This is a genomic window from Exiguobacterium sp. S22-S28 (assembly GCF_043359615.1).
Taxonomy (GTDB): Bacteria; Bacillota; Bacilli; order Exiguobacteriales; family Exiguobacteriaceae; genus Exiguobacterium_A.
The window spans coordinates 1-19,336 of the sequence record NZ_JBHFFC010000007.1; the positions used below are offsets into that span (position 1 = coordinate 1).

General features: G+C 46.6%; 16 protein-coding genes. 8 read left to right on the top strand and 8 right to left on the bottom strand.

Going from position 1 to position 19,336, the window contains the following annotated elements; all coding sequences use genetic code 11:
* Positions 1–344: 344 nt before the first annotated feature.
* The 7 genes from ACHA8N_RS02080 to dnaA form a co-directional block, all read right to left on the bottom strand.
* On the bottom strand, positions 345–1,391 hold the full coding sequence (locus ACHA8N_RS02080) for an HD-GYP domain-containing protein (RefSeq protein ID WP_147512210.1): 1,047 nt from the start codon (positions 1,389–1,391) through the stop codon (positions 345–347).
* Between the two features lie 84 nt (positions 1,392–1,475).
* Positions 1,476–4,136, bottom strand: a complete 2,661-nt coding sequence (gyrA, locus tag ACHA8N_RS02085; RefSeq protein WP_393964575.1) for a DNA gyrase subunit A — start codon at positions 4,134–4,136, stop codon at positions 1,476–1,478.
* A gap of 27 nt (positions 4,137–4,163) precedes the next feature.
* Positions 4,164–6,077: a DNA topoisomerase (ATP-hydrolyzing) subunit B gene (gene gyrB, locus ACHA8N_RS02090; RefSeq protein ID WP_200868725.1), complete on the bottom strand. Its 1,914-nt coding sequence runs from the start codon at positions 6,075–6,077 to the stop codon at positions 4,164–4,166.
* Positions 6,078–6,087: 10 nt separating this feature from the next.
* Entirely contained in the window at positions 6,088–7,242 is a 1,155-nt protein-coding gene (gene recF / locus ACHA8N_RS02095) for a DNA replication/repair protein RecF (RefSeq protein ID WP_147512208.1), read from the bottom strand.
* Position 7,243: 1 nt separating this feature from the next.
* Positions 7,244–7,465, bottom strand: a complete 222-nt coding sequence (gene yaaA, locus ACHA8N_RS02100) for a S4 domain-containing protein YaaA (RefSeq protein ID WP_012368917.1) — start codon at positions 7,463–7,465, stop codon at positions 7,244–7,246.
* A gap of 140 nt (positions 7,466–7,605) precedes the next feature.
* Positions 7,606–8,739 (bottom strand): DNA polymerase III subunit beta, encoded by a 1,134-nt coding sequence (dnaN, locus tag ACHA8N_RS02105; RefSeq protein WP_012368916.1) that lies wholly within the window; start codon positions 8,737–8,739, stop codon positions 7,606–7,608.
* A gap of 186 nt (positions 8,740–8,925) precedes the next feature.
* Complete coding sequence (gene dnaA / locus ACHA8N_RS02110; RefSeq protein ID WP_147512207.1) at positions 8,926–10,320, bottom strand: chromosomal replication initiator protein DnaA; 1,395 nt, start codon at positions 10,318–10,320, stop codon at positions 8,926–8,928.
* Positions 10,321–11,065: 745 nt separating this feature from the next.
* Between dnaA and rpmH the strand changes: the two genes are divergently transcribed.
* The 8 genes from rpmH (at position 11,066) to ACHA8N_RS02150 (ending at position 18,546) form a co-directional block, all read left to right on the top strand.
* Positions 11,066–11,200 carry a 50S ribosomal protein L34 gene (gene rpmH, locus ACHA8N_RS02115; RefSeq protein WP_012371910.1) on the top strand — a complete coding sequence of 45 codons (135 nt, stop codon included), beginning with the start codon at positions 11,066–11,068 and terminating at the stop codon, positions 11,198–11,200.
* 167 nt (positions 11,201–11,367) lie between these two features.
* Entirely contained in the window at positions 11,368–11,718 is a 351-nt protein-coding gene (gene rnpA, locus ACHA8N_RS02120; RefSeq protein ID WP_012371909.1) for a ribonuclease P protein component, read from the top strand.
* Positions 11,719–11,817: 99 nt separating this feature from the next.
* The gene (gene yidC / locus ACHA8N_RS02125) at positions 11,818–12,672 is read left to right on the top strand and encodes a membrane protein insertase YidC (protein ID WP_147512206.1); all 855 of its coding nucleotides are present in this window, start codon (positions 11,818–11,820) and stop codon (positions 12,670–12,672) included.
* A gap of 147 nt (positions 12,673–12,819) precedes the next feature.
* Positions 12,820–14,202 carry a tRNA uridine-5-carboxymethylaminomethyl(34) synthesis GTPase MnmE gene (gene mnmE, locus ACHA8N_RS02130; protein WP_147512205.1) on the top strand — a complete coding sequence of 461 codons (1,383 nt, stop codon included), beginning with the start codon at positions 12,820–12,822 and terminating at the stop codon, positions 14,200–14,202.
* A gap of 42 nt (positions 14,203–14,244) precedes the next feature.
* A complete protein-coding gene (mnmG, locus tag ACHA8N_RS02135; protein WP_026831588.1) occupies positions 14,245–16,131 on the top strand; it encodes a tRNA uridine-5-carboxymethylaminomethyl(34) synthesis enzyme MnmG in 1,887 nt (628 codons plus the stop codon).
* 5 nt (positions 16,132–16,136) lie between these two features.
* On the top strand, positions 16,137–16,853 hold the full coding sequence (gene rsmG, locus ACHA8N_RS02140; RefSeq protein ID WP_393964576.1) for a 16S rRNA (guanine(527)-N(7))-methyltransferase RsmG: 717 nt from the start codon (positions 16,137–16,139) through the stop codon (positions 16,851–16,853).
* Between the two features lie 48 nt (positions 16,854–16,901).
* Positions 16,902–17,738 (top strand): nucleoid occlusion protein, encoded by an 837-nt coding sequence (gene noc, locus ACHA8N_RS02145; RefSeq protein ID WP_147512202.1) that lies wholly within the window; start codon positions 16,902–16,904, stop codon positions 17,736–17,738.
* Between the two features lie 43 nt (positions 17,739–17,781).
* Positions 17,782–18,546: a ParB/RepB/Spo0J family partition protein gene (locus tag ACHA8N_RS02150; protein WP_393964577.1), complete on the top strand. Its 765-nt coding sequence runs from the start codon at positions 17,782–17,784 to the stop codon at positions 18,544–18,546.
* A 75-nt stretch (positions 18,547–18,621) separates the two neighbouring features.
* Here ACHA8N_RS02150 and yyaC read toward each other — a convergent pair whose 3' ends face one another.
* The gene (gene yyaC, locus ACHA8N_RS02155) at positions 18,622–19,239 is read right to left on the bottom strand and encodes a spore protease YyaC (protein ID WP_147512200.1); all 618 of its coding nucleotides are present in this window, start codon (positions 19,237–19,239) and stop codon (positions 18,622–18,624) included.
* Positions 19,240–19,336 lie beyond the last annotated feature (97 nt).

The following is a 19,336-nucleotide window of genomic DNA, read 5'->3' on the forward strand; positions in this document are numbered from 1 at the left end:
AGATGTCACGTTGACGAAGCTTGCGCTTCATTCATTGTTTGTATCCGAAGATACGTTTTTTGCCTCATCGTTCAGTTTTCAAAGTTCGTCCGCGCCTGTTTTGGCGACTCAATTAGAATACCAAGTCTGAAACAATAAGTCAACAACTTTTTGAAAGAAGTTTTTTTCTTGTTTCCAGCAGTGCGCTCGTCCTCTTAAGGACAAGAAATAATATACCATGTGATTTATTATTGCACAAGCGTTTTTTATAAAAAAAAGAAAAACTCTTTTTTCCGCGGTTTCTTCAACGAAAAAAGAGCGTTTCTTCTATATATAACAGAATCAAAATATCAAATGAATCGATGTTAATCCATAAGTTGAATGATATGGAGTTGTCGCTCTTCCATTAAATCTTTGACGATCCGTTGGTTGTGTTCTTCATATACAATCTCCGGGCGGTCAAATACCGCACTTTTTCGAAGGACCGTTGCAATTTTTCCATTACTGATCAGGACACGGTCGCCTACTTCAATCGGGAACAGCAATTGTCCGAGGAGTAGGACATATTTTGAATCATACTGCATCGGTCTTGCCTTTAGATGACGGTACGCATCATAAACTGTGTAAGCTTCCCGATATGGACGCCAACTCGTCATCGCAGCAAAAACATCCGCTACAATGAACAGCCGGGTATGATCCATGATTTTATCTCCTCTTACCTTTAACGGATAACCCGATCCATCCAACCGCTCATGGTGTTGGACAATAAGACGCTTGACTGTATCAGAAATGATGTTCTCTTTTTGCAACGCTTGGAAGGCCATCGCTGGGTGCCTGTGGAAAATCTCCTGTTGCATCGCTTCATATCGTTTTGTATGACGCCACTCCATGATTCGTGCTAAGCCACAATCAGCAAAATAAGAAGCCACCCATAAATCATGAACCATCTTCCGCTCTTTCCCGGCTGCTTCCGCAAGCAGTTGTGCCACTGCTCCCCGATAGATCGCATGTCTGACCGCATACGCTTCTGTTCCACGATCAAGGAAGTAAGGTAGAATATCTTCCCGATTCATCTCATCGGGCATCGATTCCTTCACCCAACGCAATGCATCATATACATTCGGGGTCATTCCTTGTTCCCAGGAAGTAAATACTTGATTATACGTTTCGATTAACGAATCAAACATATGTTTTCCTGTTACATCGTCCAACTCAAGGTTTGTCGGCAATTCAATCTGCATACCTTCCGGACGTTCTTCGATTTCAACTTCTTTGATTAAAAAACGTTTGATTCGCCTTAGCTCATCTGTCCCTATTTTTTTTCCCGCTTCTACGATTGGAATATCAGTATGTAAAAACAGAGACTCTGTTATCCGGTCACCCAAAATGAGTTGCTCACTTGCCACACGCATCTTTTTCTCGTTCCTTTCCTGTAAGAGATTTTTAGAAAAACAGCAGAGAAAAGACAAAATTGCCCTCGCTCTGCTGCACTTGCTTTATTCTTCCGTCTGTTCGGATTCTTCACTCACCTCAGAATCGGAAAGTGTCTGTTCCTCTGAAACAGGTACTCCTTCTTCTAAGACAGCAATTTCTTCTTCGACAGCTTCTTCTTTTTTCAGCTTCGCAACCGTTGCAACACGATCACCTTCTTCGATCCGGATGACTTTTACCCCTTGTGCGTTACGTCCGACACTTGAGATATTTTGTGAATCCGTTCGAATGACGATACCACTCTCCGTCATGATCATGATGTCATCATCGACATCCACAATCCGAAGGGCGACGATTTGACCAACACGATCGGTCACCTTACTGGCAATCAATCCTTTACCACCACGTGACTGCGTCCGGAATTCCGTCATTGGTGTCCGTTTACCGAACCCTTTTTCCGTGATGACGAGTACATCCTGTTCGTCCCGGGCCAGTTCCATTCCGATAACGATGGCATCTTGAGACAAGTTCATCGCCTTGACACCTCGTGCACCACGTCCCATTGAACGGACGTTCGTGATAGGGAAACGGATCGCTTTCCCGTTATTTGAAACGGTGAACACTTCATCCTCTGTCGAAGCTAAACGAACCGATGTCAATTCGTCATCTTCAAACAAACGAATCGCAATCAATCCGTTTTTATTGATTCGTGCATAGGCTGATAACGGTGAACGTTTGACACGGCCTTTGCGGGTCATGAAGATCAACGACTTCTGTTCATCCTGCATGACTTCTTCCGTCTCAAGTGCTTCTTCCGAATCATCCAGTCCTTCAACGATTTCGGTCGGAGCGACCTCTGTATCAATGATATTGCCTGTTGCTTCCGCTGCCTCTTGCTCTTCCAGATATCGTTTGAAGTTGACCGGAATCATCGTCTCGACTTTTTCATCCCGTTCAATCTGGATCAAGTTGATGATCGGTACACCTTTTGAAGTCCGGCTCATCTCCGGTACTTCATAACCACGGATTCGATAGACTTTTCCACGATTCGTAAAGAAGAGAATTGTATCATGCGTCGAACATGATAATAGACGCGTTACATAATCGGTATCATTTGTTCCGATTCCTTGAACACCTCGTCCACCGCGGCGTTGAGCGCGGTATGAATCCGTCGTCAAACGTTTGATGTATCCGCTGCTTGTCAACGTGATGATGATGTCTTTTTCCGGAATCAAATCTTCATCTTCGAATTCGATGTGGTCCATTCGAATTTCGGTCCGGCGTTTATCGTTGAAGCGTTCTTTCACTTCTTCGAGTTCCGTCCGAATCAGTTCGAGTAAAACTTCGTCACTTTCGAGGATTGTTTTGAGTTCCGTGATCAATTGCATGATCTCTTCGTACTCGGCGTCAATCTTCTCGCGCTCAAGACCGGTCAACCGTTGGAGACGCATATCAAGAATCGCCTGTGATTGTTTCTCGGATAAAGCAAACCGTTCCATCAACTGTTCACGGGCAGCATCCGCTGTCCGGTTCGCACGGATGATCTTGATGACTTCATCGAGATGATCAAGGGCGATCCGTAAACCCGCTAAGAGATGTTCGCGTGCCTCTGCTTTCTCGAGATCAAACTGGGTCCGGCGACGGACGATTTCTTTTTGATGCTCGAGATAGTGGTACAACATTTCCTTCAGCGTCAAGGTACGCGGACGACCGGCGACGATCGCGAGCATGTTGACCCCAAACGTTGTTTGCATCGACGTCTGTTTATACAGGTTGTTTAAGATGACACTCGCATTGGCATCACGACGAATCTCCATGACGACACGCATACCGCGGCGATCGGATTCATCACGTAAATCAGTGATGCCTTCGATTTTTTTCTCACGGACGAGATCGGCAATCTTTTCAACGAGACGGGCTTTGTTGACCTGATACGGCAACTCCGTCACGATAATCCGTTCGCGGTCTTTTTTCGTCTGCTCAATTTCGGCTTTCGCCCGGACGATGATCGATCCGCGGCCGGTTTCATAGGCGCGGCGGATTCCACTGCGTCCCAAGATTTCACCGGCTGTCGGGAAATCAGGTCCTGGAATGTGTTGCATCAATTCCGAGATCGTAATGTCCGGATTATGCGACAAGGCAAGAACGCCATCGATGACTTCACCGAGTTGGTGAGGCGGAATGTTCGTTGCCATCCCGACCGCAATCCCGCTCGAACCGTTGACGAGCAAGTTTGGGAAGCGGGATGGTAACACTTCCGGTTCCCGCTCTGATCCATCGTAGTTATCTTTGAAATTGACGGTATTTTTATTAATATCACGAATGATTTCCATCGCGATTTTTGACATACGGGCTTCCGTATATCGCATGGCAGCGGCTGAATCGCCGTCGACGGATCCAAAGTTTCCGTGACCGTCGACGAGTTCATACCGGTAACTGAAGTCCTGTGCCATCCGAACCATTGTGTCGTAAACAGCAGAGTCACCGTGCGGGTGATACTTACCGATGACTTCACCGACGATACGGGCAGACTTCTTATGCGGTTTATCCGCACGGATACCGAGATCATTCATCGCATACAAAATACGACGATGACCCGGTTTTAAACCATCACGGACATCCGGTAAAGCACGTGCGACGATAACGCTCATCGCATAATCCATGAAGGATGTACGCATTTCTTGACTGATGTTGATATCTTTAATGATCCCTTGTTGATCGGACATTCGTATGGCCACCCTCTCTATTCAACGTTAAATATCCAAGTTCTTCACATAGTGTGCGTGCGACTGGATAAAGTCACGACGTGGTTCTACCTGGTCTCCCATCAAAATATCAAAGACCTCATCTGCTTCGATCGCGTCTTGTAATTCGACGCGCAGCATTTGACGACCACTCGGATCCATCGTGGTTTCCCACAGTTGCTCCGGATCCATCTCACCGAGACCTTTGTAACGCTGAATGTCGTATCGTGCATTTTCCGGAAGTGCTGCTAATGCTTCATTCAACTCACGTTCGTTGTGGACGTACGTGATGTTTTTCCCTTGTTTAATCCCGTAAAGCGGCGGTTGGGCAATGTAGACGTAACCATGCTCGACAAGCGGACGCATGTAGCGGTAGAAGAATGTCAGCAACAGTGTCCGAATGTGGGCACCATCGACATCGGCATCGGTCATGATGATGACTTTATGATACCGTGCCTTCTCGATGTTGAATTCAGAACCGATGCTTGTCCCGAGCGCCGTGATGATCGTCCGGATCTCATTACTACCGAGAATCTTATCAAGACGTGCTTTTTCAACGTTCAAGATTTTACCGCGGATCGGTAAGATCGCTTGGAAATGACGGTCACGACCTGATTTGGCTGAACCACCGGCTGAGTCACCCTCAACGATGTAGATTTCAGAGATCGTCGCATCGCGTGACGAACAGTCGGCAAGCTTTCCTGGAAGTGAACTGACTTCGAGAACCCCTTTACGTCGTGTCAATTCGCGGGCACGTTTCGCGGCCATCCGGGCGCGTGACGCCATCATACCCTTTTCAACGATCGCACGGGCACTTGTCGGATTTTCCATCATGAACTGTTCAAACGCAGACGAGAACAACGTATCCGTTGCCGTCCGGGCATCCGAGTTACCGAGTTTCGTTTTCGTCTGTCCTTCAAACTGTGGATTCGGGTGTTTGATCGAAACGATCGCCGTCATCCCTTCTCGGACATCTTCTCCGGACAACGTGCCGTCCGCCTCTTTCATCAGACCAAACTTCTTCGCATAATCGTTGATGACACGGGTCAACGCGGTTTTAAAACCGGTTTCGTGCGTTCCGCCCTCATGCGTCGGGATGTTGTTCGTGAACGAATAGATGTTGGCTGCGAATCCGTCATTGTACTGCAACGCGACTTCGACTTCGATGCCGTCGCGGTTACCGTGTACATACACCGGTTCTTCGTGAACGACTTCTTTCGAACGGTTTAAATGCTCGACGTAAGACTTGATTCCGCCTTCGTAATGGAAGCTGCGCGTAATCGGCTCGTCCGCACGATCATCCGTAATTTCAATCGTCAATCCTTTATTTAAGAATGCCAGCTCACGAAGTCGTGTCGCAAGCAGATCATAGTCGTATTCGAGTGTTTCTTGGAAAATTTCATCATCCGGGAAGAAACGGATCATCGTTCCGGTTTCTTCCGACGTGCCGATAATCTCCAAATCAGCTGCGGGTACACCGCGATGATACGCTTGGTAATACAATTTTTCATTCCGTTTGACGAAAACTTCAAGTTTCGTTGAGAGTGCGTTAACGACAGATGCCCCAACACCGTGCAGACCACCGGATACTTTGTATCCGCCGCCGCCGAATTTACCGCCGGCATGAAGCACTGTCAAAATGACTTCGACTGCCGGACGTCCCATCTTCTCTTGAATGTCGACCGGAATTCCCCGTCCGTTATCCTCGACCAAAATCGAATTACCCGGTTCAATCGTGACTTTGATCGTATCGCAATATCCTGCAAGTGCTTCATCAATCGAGTTATCGACGATTTCCCAGACTAAATGGTGAAGTCCCTTCGATGCAGTCGATCCGATATACATACCCGGACGTTTCCGAACAGCTTCTAGACCTTCAAGCACCTGAATTTGATCGGCACCGTACCCTTGTTCTAATTCCATATCTTCATGATTACTCATCGGTTTTCTCACCTACTATTTCTTTGTATGATGTCTCTTCCAAAATGACGGCCCCCTGTTTCACGTGGAACAACTTCGCCTGTTTGATCGTTTCATGTGCAATTCCATCGACACTCGTTGTCGTCAGGATGGTCTGCACCTTTTGTTGCATCGTATCGAGCAAATGGGTTTGACGATGATCATCGAGCTCGGATAAGACATCGTCTAGAAGTAGCAATGGATATTCTCCCACTTCTTCATGAATCAATTCAATTTCTGCTAACTTCAAAGAGAGTGCTGCTGTTCGTTGTTGCCCTTGTGAACCATAGGTCTGGACGTTCCGACCGTTGACTTCCATTTCGAAGTCATCGCGATGCGGACCGAACAACGTCACACCTCTTCGAATTTCGTTTGTCTTCATTTTACCAAACTTCTGCATGTAAGAAGCAGTCATTCCTTCAACATCGAGCAAATCATTGCTAAATGTATCCGAACGGTAAATAAGGACAAGCTGTTCCTGTCCACGACTGATTCCTTCATGAATCGGACGTGCCCACTTCTCAAGCTGGGCAATGAAGTGATGACGGCGCTGAACGATTTTAACGGCAAGCGTAATCATCTGCTCCGTCAAGACATCCAGGAACGTTTCATCCCCACCTTTGATCGATAACTGTTTAAGCAACGCATTCCGTTGTTTGAGAACTTTTAAATATTGACTCAGTTCATGTAGATAGACCGGGCTGACCTGACCAATTTCCATATCCAAAAAGCGACGTCTGATTTGTGGGCTGCCCTTGACGATGTGTAAGTCTTCCGGTGCAAACAACACGATATTCAATGCTCCGACGTAATCACTGAGCCGGCGCTGTTCGAGATGATTCAGCTTCGCTTTTTTACCGCGGCTTGAAATCGCGATTTCCTGCGAGTGCGATCCTCTTCTTTTATGAATTCGTCCTTCGACACGCGCTGTTTCGGCATCCCACTGAATCAATTCCTTGTCATGCGTCGTCCGGTGAGACTTCGCAAGAGCAAGAACATAGATGGCTTCAAGAAGATTCGTCTTCCCTTGCGCATTCTCACCAATCAGCACATTCGTCTTTTCTGAAAAAGATAATTCCAACGACTCATAGTTGCGATAGTGACTGAGCCGGACCGAATCCAGTCGCACGTTAGTTTCCCTCGTTCTTAATGATGAACTGACCGTAATCTTCTACGTCAATCACATCTCCATCCCGTAATTTACGACCACGTCGCTGATCGACTTCACCGTTGACAAGAATGGGTACCTCGGCGAGAAATGGTTTTGCTTGTCCACCGCTCGAGATGATATCAGAAAGTTTCAGGAATTGACCTAGTGTGACATATTCTGTTGAAATCTTGATTTGATTCATGGTTTGACTCCTCCTACCTACATATTATAAATGACGTACTCTTTATTGTACTAAAAAACTTACGATTTGGCAAAATGAACGAACGTATATACGGATTTCAAAAAAAGCCCAAGGAACACGAATGGTTCCTTGGGTATGAATCATGCTGTTCGGACAGGCAGGATCAGCTGTAAGACGTTATCTTGGTCAACCGGATGTAAGATGAACGGTCGGATCGAACCTGTGAATTGGATTTCAATATCCGTCGCATCCAAAGCTTTTAACGCATCCATCATGTATTTCGAGTTGAATGAGATTTTTAACTCTTCTCCTTCAAGCGACAAGATACTGACTTGTTCCGATACTTTACCAACTTCCGGTGAGTGAGAAGAGATTTCGACAGCCGTCGTTCCTTCTGCTGCGAACTTGATGACGTTGTTACGGTCTTCTCGTGCCAACAGAGACGCGCGATCGATCGCCTGAAGCAATTCCTTCGCATTCATGCGGACTGCTGTCCGGTACTCTTCTGGAATCAAACGTGATGTATCCGGGTAGTTTCCGTCAAGCAGACGCGAGAAGAACAAGACATGTTTCATCTTAAACAGGATCTGTTGATTCGTAATCGTAATGTCGACGTGACCATCACTAAGTAATTTGGATAATTCGTTTAAGCTTTTTCCTGGAACGATGACGTTTTGGAACGAAATCTCATTGTCCGTCTCAAACTGTGCACGTCGTAAGGCAAGCCGGTGACTGTCCGTCGAGACGCATGTCAAGATGTCTTTGTCCGCTGAGAAGTTAACACCCGTCAACACAGGACGTGTTTCCTGTACTGCGACTGCAAAACTCGTTTGACGGATCATTGACCGTAACAGATCAGCCGGTAAACGGAACTGTTGTCCCCCGTCCACTTGCGGCAAGCGCGGGAACTCATCTGGATCGAGTCCGTTCAAATGAAATTCTGCCGTACCTGATTGAATGCGTGTCATGAAGTTTGGTGACACTTCCAAGATGACTTCGTCTGTGGGTAACTTTTTCACGATATCTCCAAAGAAACGGGCGTTTAAGACGACACTTCCTGCACGGTGGACGGTGACGTATGATGTACCGTTCTCTTCCGCATAGATCGTGCGCTCGATTGAGATTTCTGTATCACTTCCAGTGAGCGTCATGCCGTCTCCATGAGCCTCGAGTTTAATTCCTGTCAAAATCGGAATCGTCGTTCGGGATGAGACTGCTTTTGCTACATCTTGAATTGCTTGGATTAAAGTATCACGTTGAATTGTAATATGCATATTGTCGTTAAGCTCCTCTCAAAATGGGCGTTACATCATCATAACATAATAATATATTTTTTTAATAATAGTATTAGGGGCTGTGGATAGTGTGGATAAGTCGGTGGATAACTTGGTATAGAGCCAAAACGCATGTGGATAACTTGTGGATAACTAGCCTCTTTTATCCACAGCTTATCCACAGGTTTACGAATGTTTCAATTCATGCTTGATTTGTTCGATGACTTTTCCCGTTTCTCCATCCAGTTTGACGAGTGTACTGATTTTTTCATGTGCATGGATGACGGTCGTGTGATCACGCCCCCCAAATTCTTCACCGATTTTCGGTAAGGAGCTTTCTGTCATCTCCCGCGACAGGTACATTGCAATCTGACGGGGAAAAGCAATCGATTTTGTTCGTTTTTTAGCTTTTAAATCATCAAACGGCAGATTAAAGTGTTTGCTGACTGATTCTTGAATATCACGAATCGTGACTTTTCGTGGTTCACTCGCCGGCATGATGTTATGCAAGGCTTCAGCAGCAACATTCGGATCAATCGTCCGTCCGACCAGATTGGCGTAAGCAATGACGCGGGTCAATGCGCCTTCGAGTTCCCGGATGTTCGTATCAATCTGGCTTGCGATGTAAAGCATGACTTCATTGGAAACATCGAGTTGTTCCGCATTCGCTTTTTTACGAAGAATGGCAATTCGTGTTTCGAGATCCGGTGGTGTGATGTCTGTAATCAAGCCCCACTCGAAACGGGAACGTAACCGGTCTTCAAGTGTCGGAATTTCTTTAGGTGGCCGGTCACTTGAGATGATGATTTGTTTCTGATCGTTATGCAACGCATTAAACGTATGGAAAAACTCTTCTTGTGTTTGTTCTTTTCCGGCAAGGAACTGAATATCATCTATTAATAGAACATCGATGTTCCGGTACTTATTCCGGAACTGAACCGTTTTGTTATCTCGAATGGAATTGATGAAGTCGTTCGTGAACTGTTCGGAGGAAACATACGCAATTTTGGTTCCCAGCTTTTGATCCTGTACATACTGACCAATCGCATGCATCAAGTGTGTTTTCCCAAGTCCTACCCCACCATAGATGAAGAGCGGATTATAGGCTTTCGCGGGAGCTTCGGCTACGGCCAAAGAAGCAGCATGCGCAAAACGGTTCCCTGATCCGATGACGAATGTATCGAACGTATATTTTTCATTCAGCTGTCCCAGTTCACTCATGACCAGTTCATCAGATGATTTACGAGTCTTTGGTGTTTTGGTCTTCGGTGGTGCGACTTCCATCACTTCTACTTCCTCATTTTGACGATCGAGCATATGTTTTGCTTGACCTTCCTCGATAAATTGAATATCAAGCCGACTACCTGTTACTTCCTCGACAGTATCTTCTAATAGAGATAAGTACTGACGCTCCAACCAGGTTACGGTAAAAGCGGCTGGTGCAGAAACGATTAAAGTCGTGCCATTAAGCGTTACGCCTTCCGTTGACTTTAACCACATATCGTAACTTGCTTTTGGGGTACGTTGTTCTTCCTCGATTACAGATAATACATTGTGCCAAAGTTCGGCAGCGTTTTTCATAAATACCCCCCTTTTTCTATCATGATATAAAAAACTATACACAGGTTTATGCACAGGCCAAAGTTAATGAAGGAACACGACTTATCCCCAGAACATAAAAACTGTGGATAACGTTATCCACAGGGGCTAATTTCTGTGTATAAAGTTATCCACAGGTTGTGTATAACTTGAAGAATCAATTTGTCTTACGTTCTTGTTATGCACAATTAGTGTATCAAATGAAATGAGGTCTGGCAATGCTTAGAACGATTTATCCACAAGTAAATCCACATATACACAGGCAGTTACCCACAGGCTGTGGATAGTGTGGATAAACTGTGGATAAGATGTGTATAACTTTTTAAAAGAGGAAGCGTTCAAAAAAAGTTATGCACAAAATAAAAAAAACGGGGATAAAAAATCCTAAAACAAACCTTGACGTTGATTTTAAAAAATACTATTGTAGACAAAGTGATGAGTTATCCACGGAAAGTGTGGATAATGTGGATAAGTCTGTGGATAGTTTGAAAAGGGGATTGTTTCTTTCGTTTTTCCTGACAACGATCTACAACTTGTATCGTATGATATGAAATCGACTGGAGAATCCTATTTTCACAACTCCTGTCATTGTTTGCTGAAAATGCTCGTGATAATTCTTATGAACTTTCATTGACAAGGTCACTTTTGATTTATATAATATACAAGACTGCCTTAAAGTAGAAAACGATGATTTTTATAGAGTAATTTTTAAAGGAGGTGCAGACTAATGAAACCAACTTTCAACCCAAACAACCGTAAGCGCAAAAAAGTTCACGGATTCCGTGCGCGCATGGCAACGAAGAGTGGCCGCCGGATCTTGGCTGCTCGCCGTCTTAAAGGCCGCAAAGCCTTGACTGTATAATCGAGCAATGAGGAGATCACTTCTGGCGCTGCCTGGAGTGATCTTTTTTTTGTTGTTTTGAGGATGTTCGTCCATTTGTCACAAGACGACTCTCGCAGAGCGGGTTTATTCTATGATATGATGAAAGACGACGAATTTTCGTGATGTCAGGATGGAGTGTGATCAAGGTGAAGAAGGAATACCGCGTCAAGAAAGACAAGGAGTTCCAAGCGGTGTTTACTCGAGGAGCCTCTGTCGCAAATCGGCAATTTGTCGTATATGCACTAAAGAAAGAGCAGCAGACTCACTTTCGGATTGGTTTATCGGTGAGTAAGAAAATCGGGAACGCCGTTGTTCGCAATCAAGTCAAACGTTACGTTCGTGAAGCGTGTCAGCTTCATGAAGCGTCGCTTGCCCCGAATTATGATTTTGTGATCATCGCGCGCAATCCGGCTGCGAAGATGACGGCTCAAGAAGTCGCGGACAGTTTGCGCCACGTCTTTAAACGTTCTGGTGTCTGGAAGCGGCAAGTTAAATAAACGTGTAGTATATCCTGTTGATTTGTAGCGGCCGCTCGCCTACTTCTATCATATAGAAATACGAGGACCGACCACGTGTAAACATTACTAGGAGGAATTATGAACAAGAGAACTAAGATTTGGCTGACGCTTGGGCTGATGTCCGTACTCGCAATCGTTCTATCTGGTTGTACCCCTGGAACATACGGGACAGGTGAACCGATTACCGCTGATACAGAAGGTTTCTGGAAACACTACTTTGTTTGGCCGATGGCATGGTTGATCGGTACATTTGCTAAGTATTTTAATGGAGATTACGGGATTGCGATCGTTATCACAACATTAATCGTCCGCCTTGTCATCTTACCGTTGATGATTAAACAAACGAAGAGTATGGGTGGGATGCAAGTCATCCAGCCGGAAATGATGAAACTTCGTGAGAAATATAGCTCGAAAGATCAAGAAACACAGCAAAAACTGCAACAAGAGATGATGAAGTTGTACCAAGAGCACAACGTCAATCCGCTTGCCGGCTGTTTACCGATCTTGATTCAAATGCCGATTTTGATTGCCTTCTACAATGCAATCATTTATACACCGGCCATTTTCCAACACTCGTTCCTTTGGTTCGATCTCGGAAAACCAGATCCGTACTTCATTCTTCCGATTCTGTCGGCAATCTTTACGTACTTGCAACAGAAAATCTCAATGGCAGGTCAAGACGACAATCCACAGATGAAAATCATGTTGTACGTCTTCCCGATCATGATCTTCGTCATGGGTGTGACGTTACCATCCGCCTTGTCGCTGTACTGGGTCGTGGGTTACATCTTCTCGATTATCGTGACAATCGTCATCATGAAACCGATGCGTGAGAAGATTAAAGTGCAGACAGAAGCAACGATTGCTTCAAAACGTGAAAAAGAAGCGGCAGAAGTAGCACAAGCTCCGAAAAAGCCGAAAAAGAAACGTTAATCACAAATGAGAGCGATACTCCGTTTTACAGAGTGTCGCTCTTTTTCTTTTGCGCTATTTCGTGTATAGTTGTCACGTTATACCCATTTATATATTCCTGAACATTAACTATAGAAAAGATTGCAGAAAACGAGGTGTGAACAACTGATGATGGAATTTGATACGATAGCCGCCATTTCGACGCCGATGGGTGAAGGAGCGATCGCGATTGTTCGTTTATCCGGTCCTAAAGCAGTGGAAACGGCCGATCGGGTCTACCGGGGAGCAAACCGGCTGACTGAAGTCCCGACACATACAATTCATTACGGCAAATTGGTCGAACAAACGACAAAACAAGTTGTCGATGAAGTAATGGTCAGTGTCATGCGGGCACCGAAAACCTTTACGCGGGAAGATGTCGTTGAACTGAATTGTCATGGCGGAATCGTTGCCGTCAATCGGGTGCTCGAACTGATTCTCGAACAACCGGACGTCCGTCTGGCGGAACCGGGTGAATTTACGAAACGGGCTTTTTTGAACGGTCGGATTGACTTGTCACAAGCAGAAGCCGTCATGGACTTGATTCGGGCGAAAACGGATCGGGCGATGACCGTTGCCGTCGGTCAAATCGAAGGACGGTTATCGAAACTGGTCCAAGATTTACGGGAACAATTGTTGCAGACGATTGCTTCGATTGAAGTCAACATCGATTATCCGGAATATGATGCGGAAGAAATGACGCAGCAAATCGTCCAAAAAGATGCCGGCGAAGTCCGCCGGATTCTAACCGAACTGCTTGCGACGGCCCGACAAGGGAAAATCCTGCGGGAAGGCTTGTCGACCGCAATCATCGGACGTCCGAATGTCGGAAAATCGTCTTTGCTCAACACATTGGTGCAAGAAGCAAAAGCAATCGTCACCGATATCGCCGGGACGACACGGGATACAATTGAAGAATACGTCAATGTACGCGGTGTTCCGCTGAAATTAATTGATACGGCCGGAATCCGGGAAACAGAAGATATCGTCGAACGGATGGGTGTCGAGAAGTCACGTCAGGCGCTTAACTCAGCCGACTTGATTTTACTCGTCTTAAACGGGAACGATCCATTGACGGAAGAAGATGTTTTGTTATTCGAAGCGATTCGGGGCATGAACGCCATCATCATCGTCAATAAAAGTGATTTACCGCAACAGATTGATCTCGAGCGCGTAAAGCAGCTGGCAGACGGTCGTCCTGTCGTTACGACGTCCCTGCTCGAAGAAGCGGGAGTCATGGATCTGGAAGCGGCGATTGCCGCGCTCTTCTTTGAACAAGGAGTCGAAGGTCAGGACATGACGTACGTATCGAATGCCCGTCACATCCAATTGATCAAACAGGCGAGTCAGATGATTGAAGATGCACTCGGTGCGGCGGAAGCGTCGATGCCGATTGATATGGTCCAGATCGACTTACGCCGGGCGTGGGATACACTTGGTGAAATTAATGGAGATACAGCGCAAGACAGTTTACTCGATAAATTGTTCTCGCAATTTTGTTTAGGGAAATAAACGTTGTCAGGTTGTTGATTTTTAAAAGGAGGAACCACAGTTATGGCTTATCAAGCAGGCGAATTCGACGTCATCGTCATCGGAGCCGGTCATGCAGGGATTGAAGCATCCCTCGCAGCCGCTCGTATGGGTTCAAAAACTGTCATGTTGACGATGAACCCCGACATGGTCGGATTCATGTATTGTAATCCGTCGATCGGCGGTCCGGCAAAAGGAATCGTCGTCCGGGAAATTGATGCTCTCGGCGGAGAAATGGCACGGGCGATTGATGCCACGTACATTCAAATGAAGATGCTCAACACATCAAAAGGTCCAGCCGTTCGTGCACTTCGGGCACAGGCGGATAAATTCGAATACCAAAATCGGATGAAAAAAGCCCTCGAAGATGAACCGAATCTGTTGCTGCGCCAAGCCCTCGTCGAACGGTTATTGATCGAAGACGACACGTGTGTCGGCGTCGTCACGAATACAGGAGCCGAGTACCGGGCAAAAGCGGTCATCATCACGACCGGGACATTCATGCGTGGGAAAATCATCATCGGTGAGTTGTCGTATGAGAGCGGTCCGAACAATCAGATGCCATCGGTCAACTTGTCGAAACATCTGGAAGAACTGGGCTTCGAACTCGCGCGTTTCAAAACAGGCACACCACCGCGGATTGACGGGAAGACGATCGATTATTCGAAAACGGAAATCCAACCGGGTGACGCTGTCGCATTGCCGTTCAGTCATGAAACGACACAGATGATTACGGAACAGATTCCATGTTGGTTGACGTATACGACCGAATATACGCACCAATTGATCGATGCGAATCTCCATCGTTCCCCGATGTTCTCCGGGATGATCAAAGGAACGGGTCCCCGTTACTGCCCGTCGATCGAAGACAAGGTCGTCCGGTTCAGCGATAAACCGCGTCACCAGATTTTCCTGGAGCCGGAAGGTCGTGACACGGAAGAAGTCTATGTCCAAGGTCTGTCAACGAGTCTGCCGGAAGATGTCCAACATGATATTTTACGGTCAATTCCAGGGCTTGAGAAATCAGAGATGATGCGTCCCGGTTATGCGATCGAATACGATGCCGTCGTGCCGACACAACTCTGGCCGACACTTGAAACGAAGCGAATTGCCGGATTATTTACAGCCGGACAAATCAACGGGACAAGCGGTTATGAAGAAGCGGCCGGACAAGGGATCATGGCCGGCATCAATGCCGCACTCAAAGTTCAGGAAAAAGAACCACTCATTCTGTCGCGTTCCCAAGGGTACATTGGTGTCATGATCGATGACCTCGTGACTAAAGGAACAAATGAGCCGTATCGTCTGTTGACATCACGTGCTGAATACCGCTTGTTGTTGCGTCATGACAATGCCGATTTACGTTTGTCCGATATCGGACATGAACTGGGTCTGATCAATGAGACACGCCATGCGAAATTGGCCGAGAAAAAAGACGAGATTAAGCGAGAAATGAAACGACTCGAAAAAGTCGTCATTAAAGCAACGAGTGAGGTCAACGAACAGTTGACGGCAATCGGTGTTTCCCCGTTAAAAGAAGCCTTGCACGCCATCACGTTGCTCAAACGGCCTGAAATCACGTATGCGATGATCGCCGAGATGACACCGGCACCAGTCGCGCTGTCTCCGGAAGCAGCGGAACAGGTCGAAATCCAGGTCAAATACGCCGGTTATATCGACAAACAGCTTGATCAAGTCGAACGGATGATGCGGATGGAGAAAAAACGGATCCCGGAACGTCTCGATTATGACGTCATCAGTGGTCTTGCGATTGAAGCGAAACAAAAACTAAACCAAGTGCGTCCGCTCTCGATTGGACAAGCATCACGAATCTCAGGGGTCAATCCGTCTGATATTTCGATTTTGCTCGTCTATATCGAACAAGGCCAATACGCATTGACTGCGGAGTGAAGAGAATGAATCAACAGCAATTCGTAATAGCATTGGCGGAACAAGGACTTGAGGTCTCGGAGCATCAATTACAACAGTTCCGACGGTATTATGAACTACTAGTCGAATGGAACGAAAAAATGAATTTGACGGCGATCACGGATGAGGAAGGTGTTTATCTGAAACACTTTTATGATTCGATCACAGCAGCTTTCTATTTTGACTTCACGGAAGTCGAAACGGTCTGTGATGTCGGTGCCGGTGCCGGTTTCCCGAGTCTGCCGATCAAAATCATGTTCCCGCATCTGAAAGTCACGATCATCGATTCGCTGAATAAGCGGATCGGCTTCTTGAATATGCTTGCAACGGAACTCGGACTCGAAGGTGTCGCCTTCCATCACGGTCGGGCGGAAGAATTCGGGAAAAATAAACAGTTCCGGGAACATTTTGATGTCGTGACGGCGCGTGCCGTCGCCCGGATGTCAGTTCTTGCGGAATACTGTCTGCCGCTTGCAAAAGTCGGCGGTCAATTCGTCGCCTTAAAAGCCGCTAAACTGGGAGAAGAGCTCGAAGAAGGGGCAACAGCCTTGAAAGTGTTAGGTGGAAATTTGCGGGAAAGTTTCCAATTCCAATTGCCAGGGGAAGAAAGTGAGCGTAATATCGTAATTGTCGATAAAAAACGATTAACACCCGGGAAATATCCGCGTAAAGCAGGTACACCGGCAAAAGATCCACTGGGTTAAACACCGTTTCACGTGAAACGATGACTGATGAAGGCGAGGTACACCAACGTGAAGAATGCAATTGCCAAACTGCTCGGTAAGGGAGGACAAACCGTTTCCCTTGAGCTAGATCCACACGATACCGTCCGTGAGTTGAAATTAACGGAACTGGTCGCAAACCAGTTCCAGCCGCGGACCGTTTTTGACGGGGAACGGATTACCGAACTAGCGACCACGATTGAAGAACATGGTTTACTGCAACCGATTGTCGTCCGAAAACAAGGCGAAGGATATGAAATCATCGCCGGCGAACGTCGTTTTCGGGCGGTTCAATCGCTCGGATGGGATACAATTCCCGCTATCATTAAACAGATGACAGACGAGACGACGGCTGCCCTCGCACTCATCGAAAATCTACAACGTGAAGAACTGACACCCATCGAAGAAGCAGAAGCGTATGCCCGGTTGCTTGCGATGCAAGAAATCACGCAGGAAGTGTTGGCGCGCAGACTCGGACGAAGCCAGTCGACGATTGCGAATAAACTGCGCCTACTCCGTTTACCGAATGCCGTTCGCGAAGCATTGAAGCAACGGAAGATTACGGAACGGCATGCCCGCGCTTTGTTGCCGCTAAAAGAGACGGAGCTGCAAGTTCAAGTCTTAAGTGAAATCATCGAACGGGAATGGAACGTCAAAGAAACGGAACAACGGGTCGAACGATTGTTAACACCGAAAGTTCCGAAAAAACGGCATAAAAGTTTTGCCCGGGACACGCGGATTGCCTTAAATACAATTCGTGATTCTGTGGATATGATCGAACGGACCGGTTTGACGGTCGAAAAAGAAGAACTGGATTGTGAAGAATATGTCGAGGTGCGGATTCGCATCGTGAAGGCACGTCCGTGAACAAGCGGTCGTGCCTTCCGCTACGTTTAGGAGAGATTAAAGCATGAATGAAATACCGATTGGGGTCATCCGGCCAAATCCGGGACAACCGCGTAAACAGTTCCATGAAAAGGCACTGGCCGAACTGACCAACTCTTTGAAGCGGCATGGCATGATTCAACCGATTGTCGTTCGTCCGGGTGACGGCTATTATGAAATCGTCGCTGGTGAACGTCGTTATCAGGCAGCGAAGCAGGCGGGATTTGAACGTGTTCCGGTACTGGTCATCGAAGCCAATGAAACCCGTGTCATGGAGCTGGCATTGATTGAAAACATCCAGCGCGCTGATTTAAGTGCGATCGAAGAAGCGATGGCATATGCCGAGATGCTTCAGGAATTTCAAGTCACGCAAGTGGAGCTCGCAACCCGGGTTGGGAAAAGCCGGTCCCATATCACGAACAGCCTTCGGTTGTTGCAGTTGCCGACAGAAGTTCAACAGGCTGTCATGGAAGAACGATTATCGATGGGGCATGCACGTGCTTTATTGTCATTAAAAAGTCCGCGGAAGATTGAACAGATGGCGGAACGGGTCATCCGGGAAAATTGGACGGTCCGCCGTCTCGAACAGGAATTACGGGAAAAGAAACAGGTCCAAAAAACGGTCCGGCAATCCACTGAACTGGATTTTATTGAAGATACATTACGGGAACGCATCGGTGCGATAGTTCGGATTAAAACGACCAAACAAGCCGGAAAAATTGAAATTGATTTTACGGATGAAGAAGACTTGAATCGGATTCTTGACTTACTTGTACCGGAAGAAGAGTAATTAAAAAGATCCATTCCAATTTTGGAGTGGATCTTTTTTGAACGGACTGGAGTGAATGAAAGGAAAAGCGACATGTTAAATCGAACGTGGAGTAAAGGAAATCGTTGTCCGTGTTGTTTCTGCTGTTAATTTCGTATCCAGCAAGGCGAAACTTTCGGCGACCAGTTCCGCCAATTCGTATACGAGGTGCAGGCGGGTATTTTGAAGAATCATCATTTCCATGAAGCCGCTGACGTTAACGACGGCTTTGATGTTGAAATCACCCACTGCCGGTAATTCTTTTTGAACACCGGCACCCGGCGCAAGCGGTCCTTCAGAGAAAAAGACATGACCGACGCTCGACAACCGACCGAGACAGGCATCGATGGCAATGACAAACGGACGATAATGTGTGGTTTGAATCGAATGAATGGTTTCTGCGAGATTCAAGGCATGGACCGGTTTGGACAAAGTTCCGTAGACATGAAGATTCGTCGGACGATTTTTTTCCAAAAAGGTACCAACGAGCGGACCGAGTGAATCGCCTGTCGATCGGTCGGAGCCGATACAGACAAGAACGACCGGACGGTTTTCCTGAATGGTGCTAATTTGCTCATGTAGTTGTTCGGCAAGCCGTTCTTTTGCGAAGGGCTCCGTATATTCTAAAAAGAAGGAATAGGGCTTTTTCTCATGGGAATGGAAACGGAAGTTCATTTAGATCATCCTTTCTTCTCCTGGTGTCGGCGTCATGGTGTCATGGTGAGAGTGAGGGTGTTCTGTAATGATTTTCCTTTCCCGGTTTTTAAGAAAA

Bases quoted from the DNA above. Each gene is read 5' to 3' on its own strand.
- rpmH (WP_012371910.1), top strand. From the start codon at position 11,066: ATGAAACCAACTTTCAACCCAAACAACCGTAAGCGCAAAAAAGTTCAC.
- dnaN (WP_012368916.1), bottom strand. From the start codon at position 8,739: ATGCATATTACAATTCAACGTGATACTTTAATCCAAGCAATTCAAGAT.
- ACHA8N_RS02080 (WP_147512210.1), bottom strand. From the start codon at position 1,391: ATGCGTGTGGCAAGTGAGCAACTCATTTTGGGTGACCGGATAACAGAG.
- mnmG (WP_026831588.1), top strand. From the start codon at position 14,245: ATGGCTTATCAAGCAGGCGAATTCGACGTCATCGTCATCGGAGCCGGT.
- gyrA (WP_393964575.1), bottom strand. From the start codon at position 4,136: ATGTCCGATCAACAAGGGATCATTAAAGATATCAACATCAGTCAAGAA.
- rsmG (WP_393964576.1), top strand. From the start codon at position 16,137: ATGAATCAACAGCAATTCGTAATAGCATTGGCGGAACAAGGACTTGAG.
- mnmE (WP_147512205.1), top strand. From the start codon at position 12,820: ATGATGGAATTTGATACGATAGCCGCCATTTCGACGCCGATGGGTGAA.
- ACHA8N_RS02150 (WP_393964577.1), top strand. From the start codon at position 17,782: ATGAATGAAATACCGATTGGGGTCATCCGGCCAAATCCGGGACAACCG.
- yidC (WP_147512206.1), top strand. From the start codon at position 11,818: ATGAACAAGAGAACTAAGATTTGGCTGACGCTTGGGCTGATGTCCGTA.
- yaaA (WP_012368917.1), bottom strand. From the start codon at position 7,465: ATGAATCAAATCAAGATTTCAACAGAATATGTCACACTAGGTCAATTC.
- dnaA (WP_147512207.1), bottom strand. From the start codon at position 10,320: ATGAAAAACGCTGCCGAACTTTGGCACAATGTATTATCTGTAATCGAG.
- gyrB (WP_200868725.1), bottom strand. From the start codon at position 6,077: ATGGAATTAGAACAAGGGTACGGTGCCGATCAAATTCAGGTGCTTGAA.
- yyaC (WP_147512200.1), bottom strand. From the start codon at position 19,239: ATGAACTTCCGTTTCCATTCCCATGAGAAAAAGCCCTATTCCTTCTTT.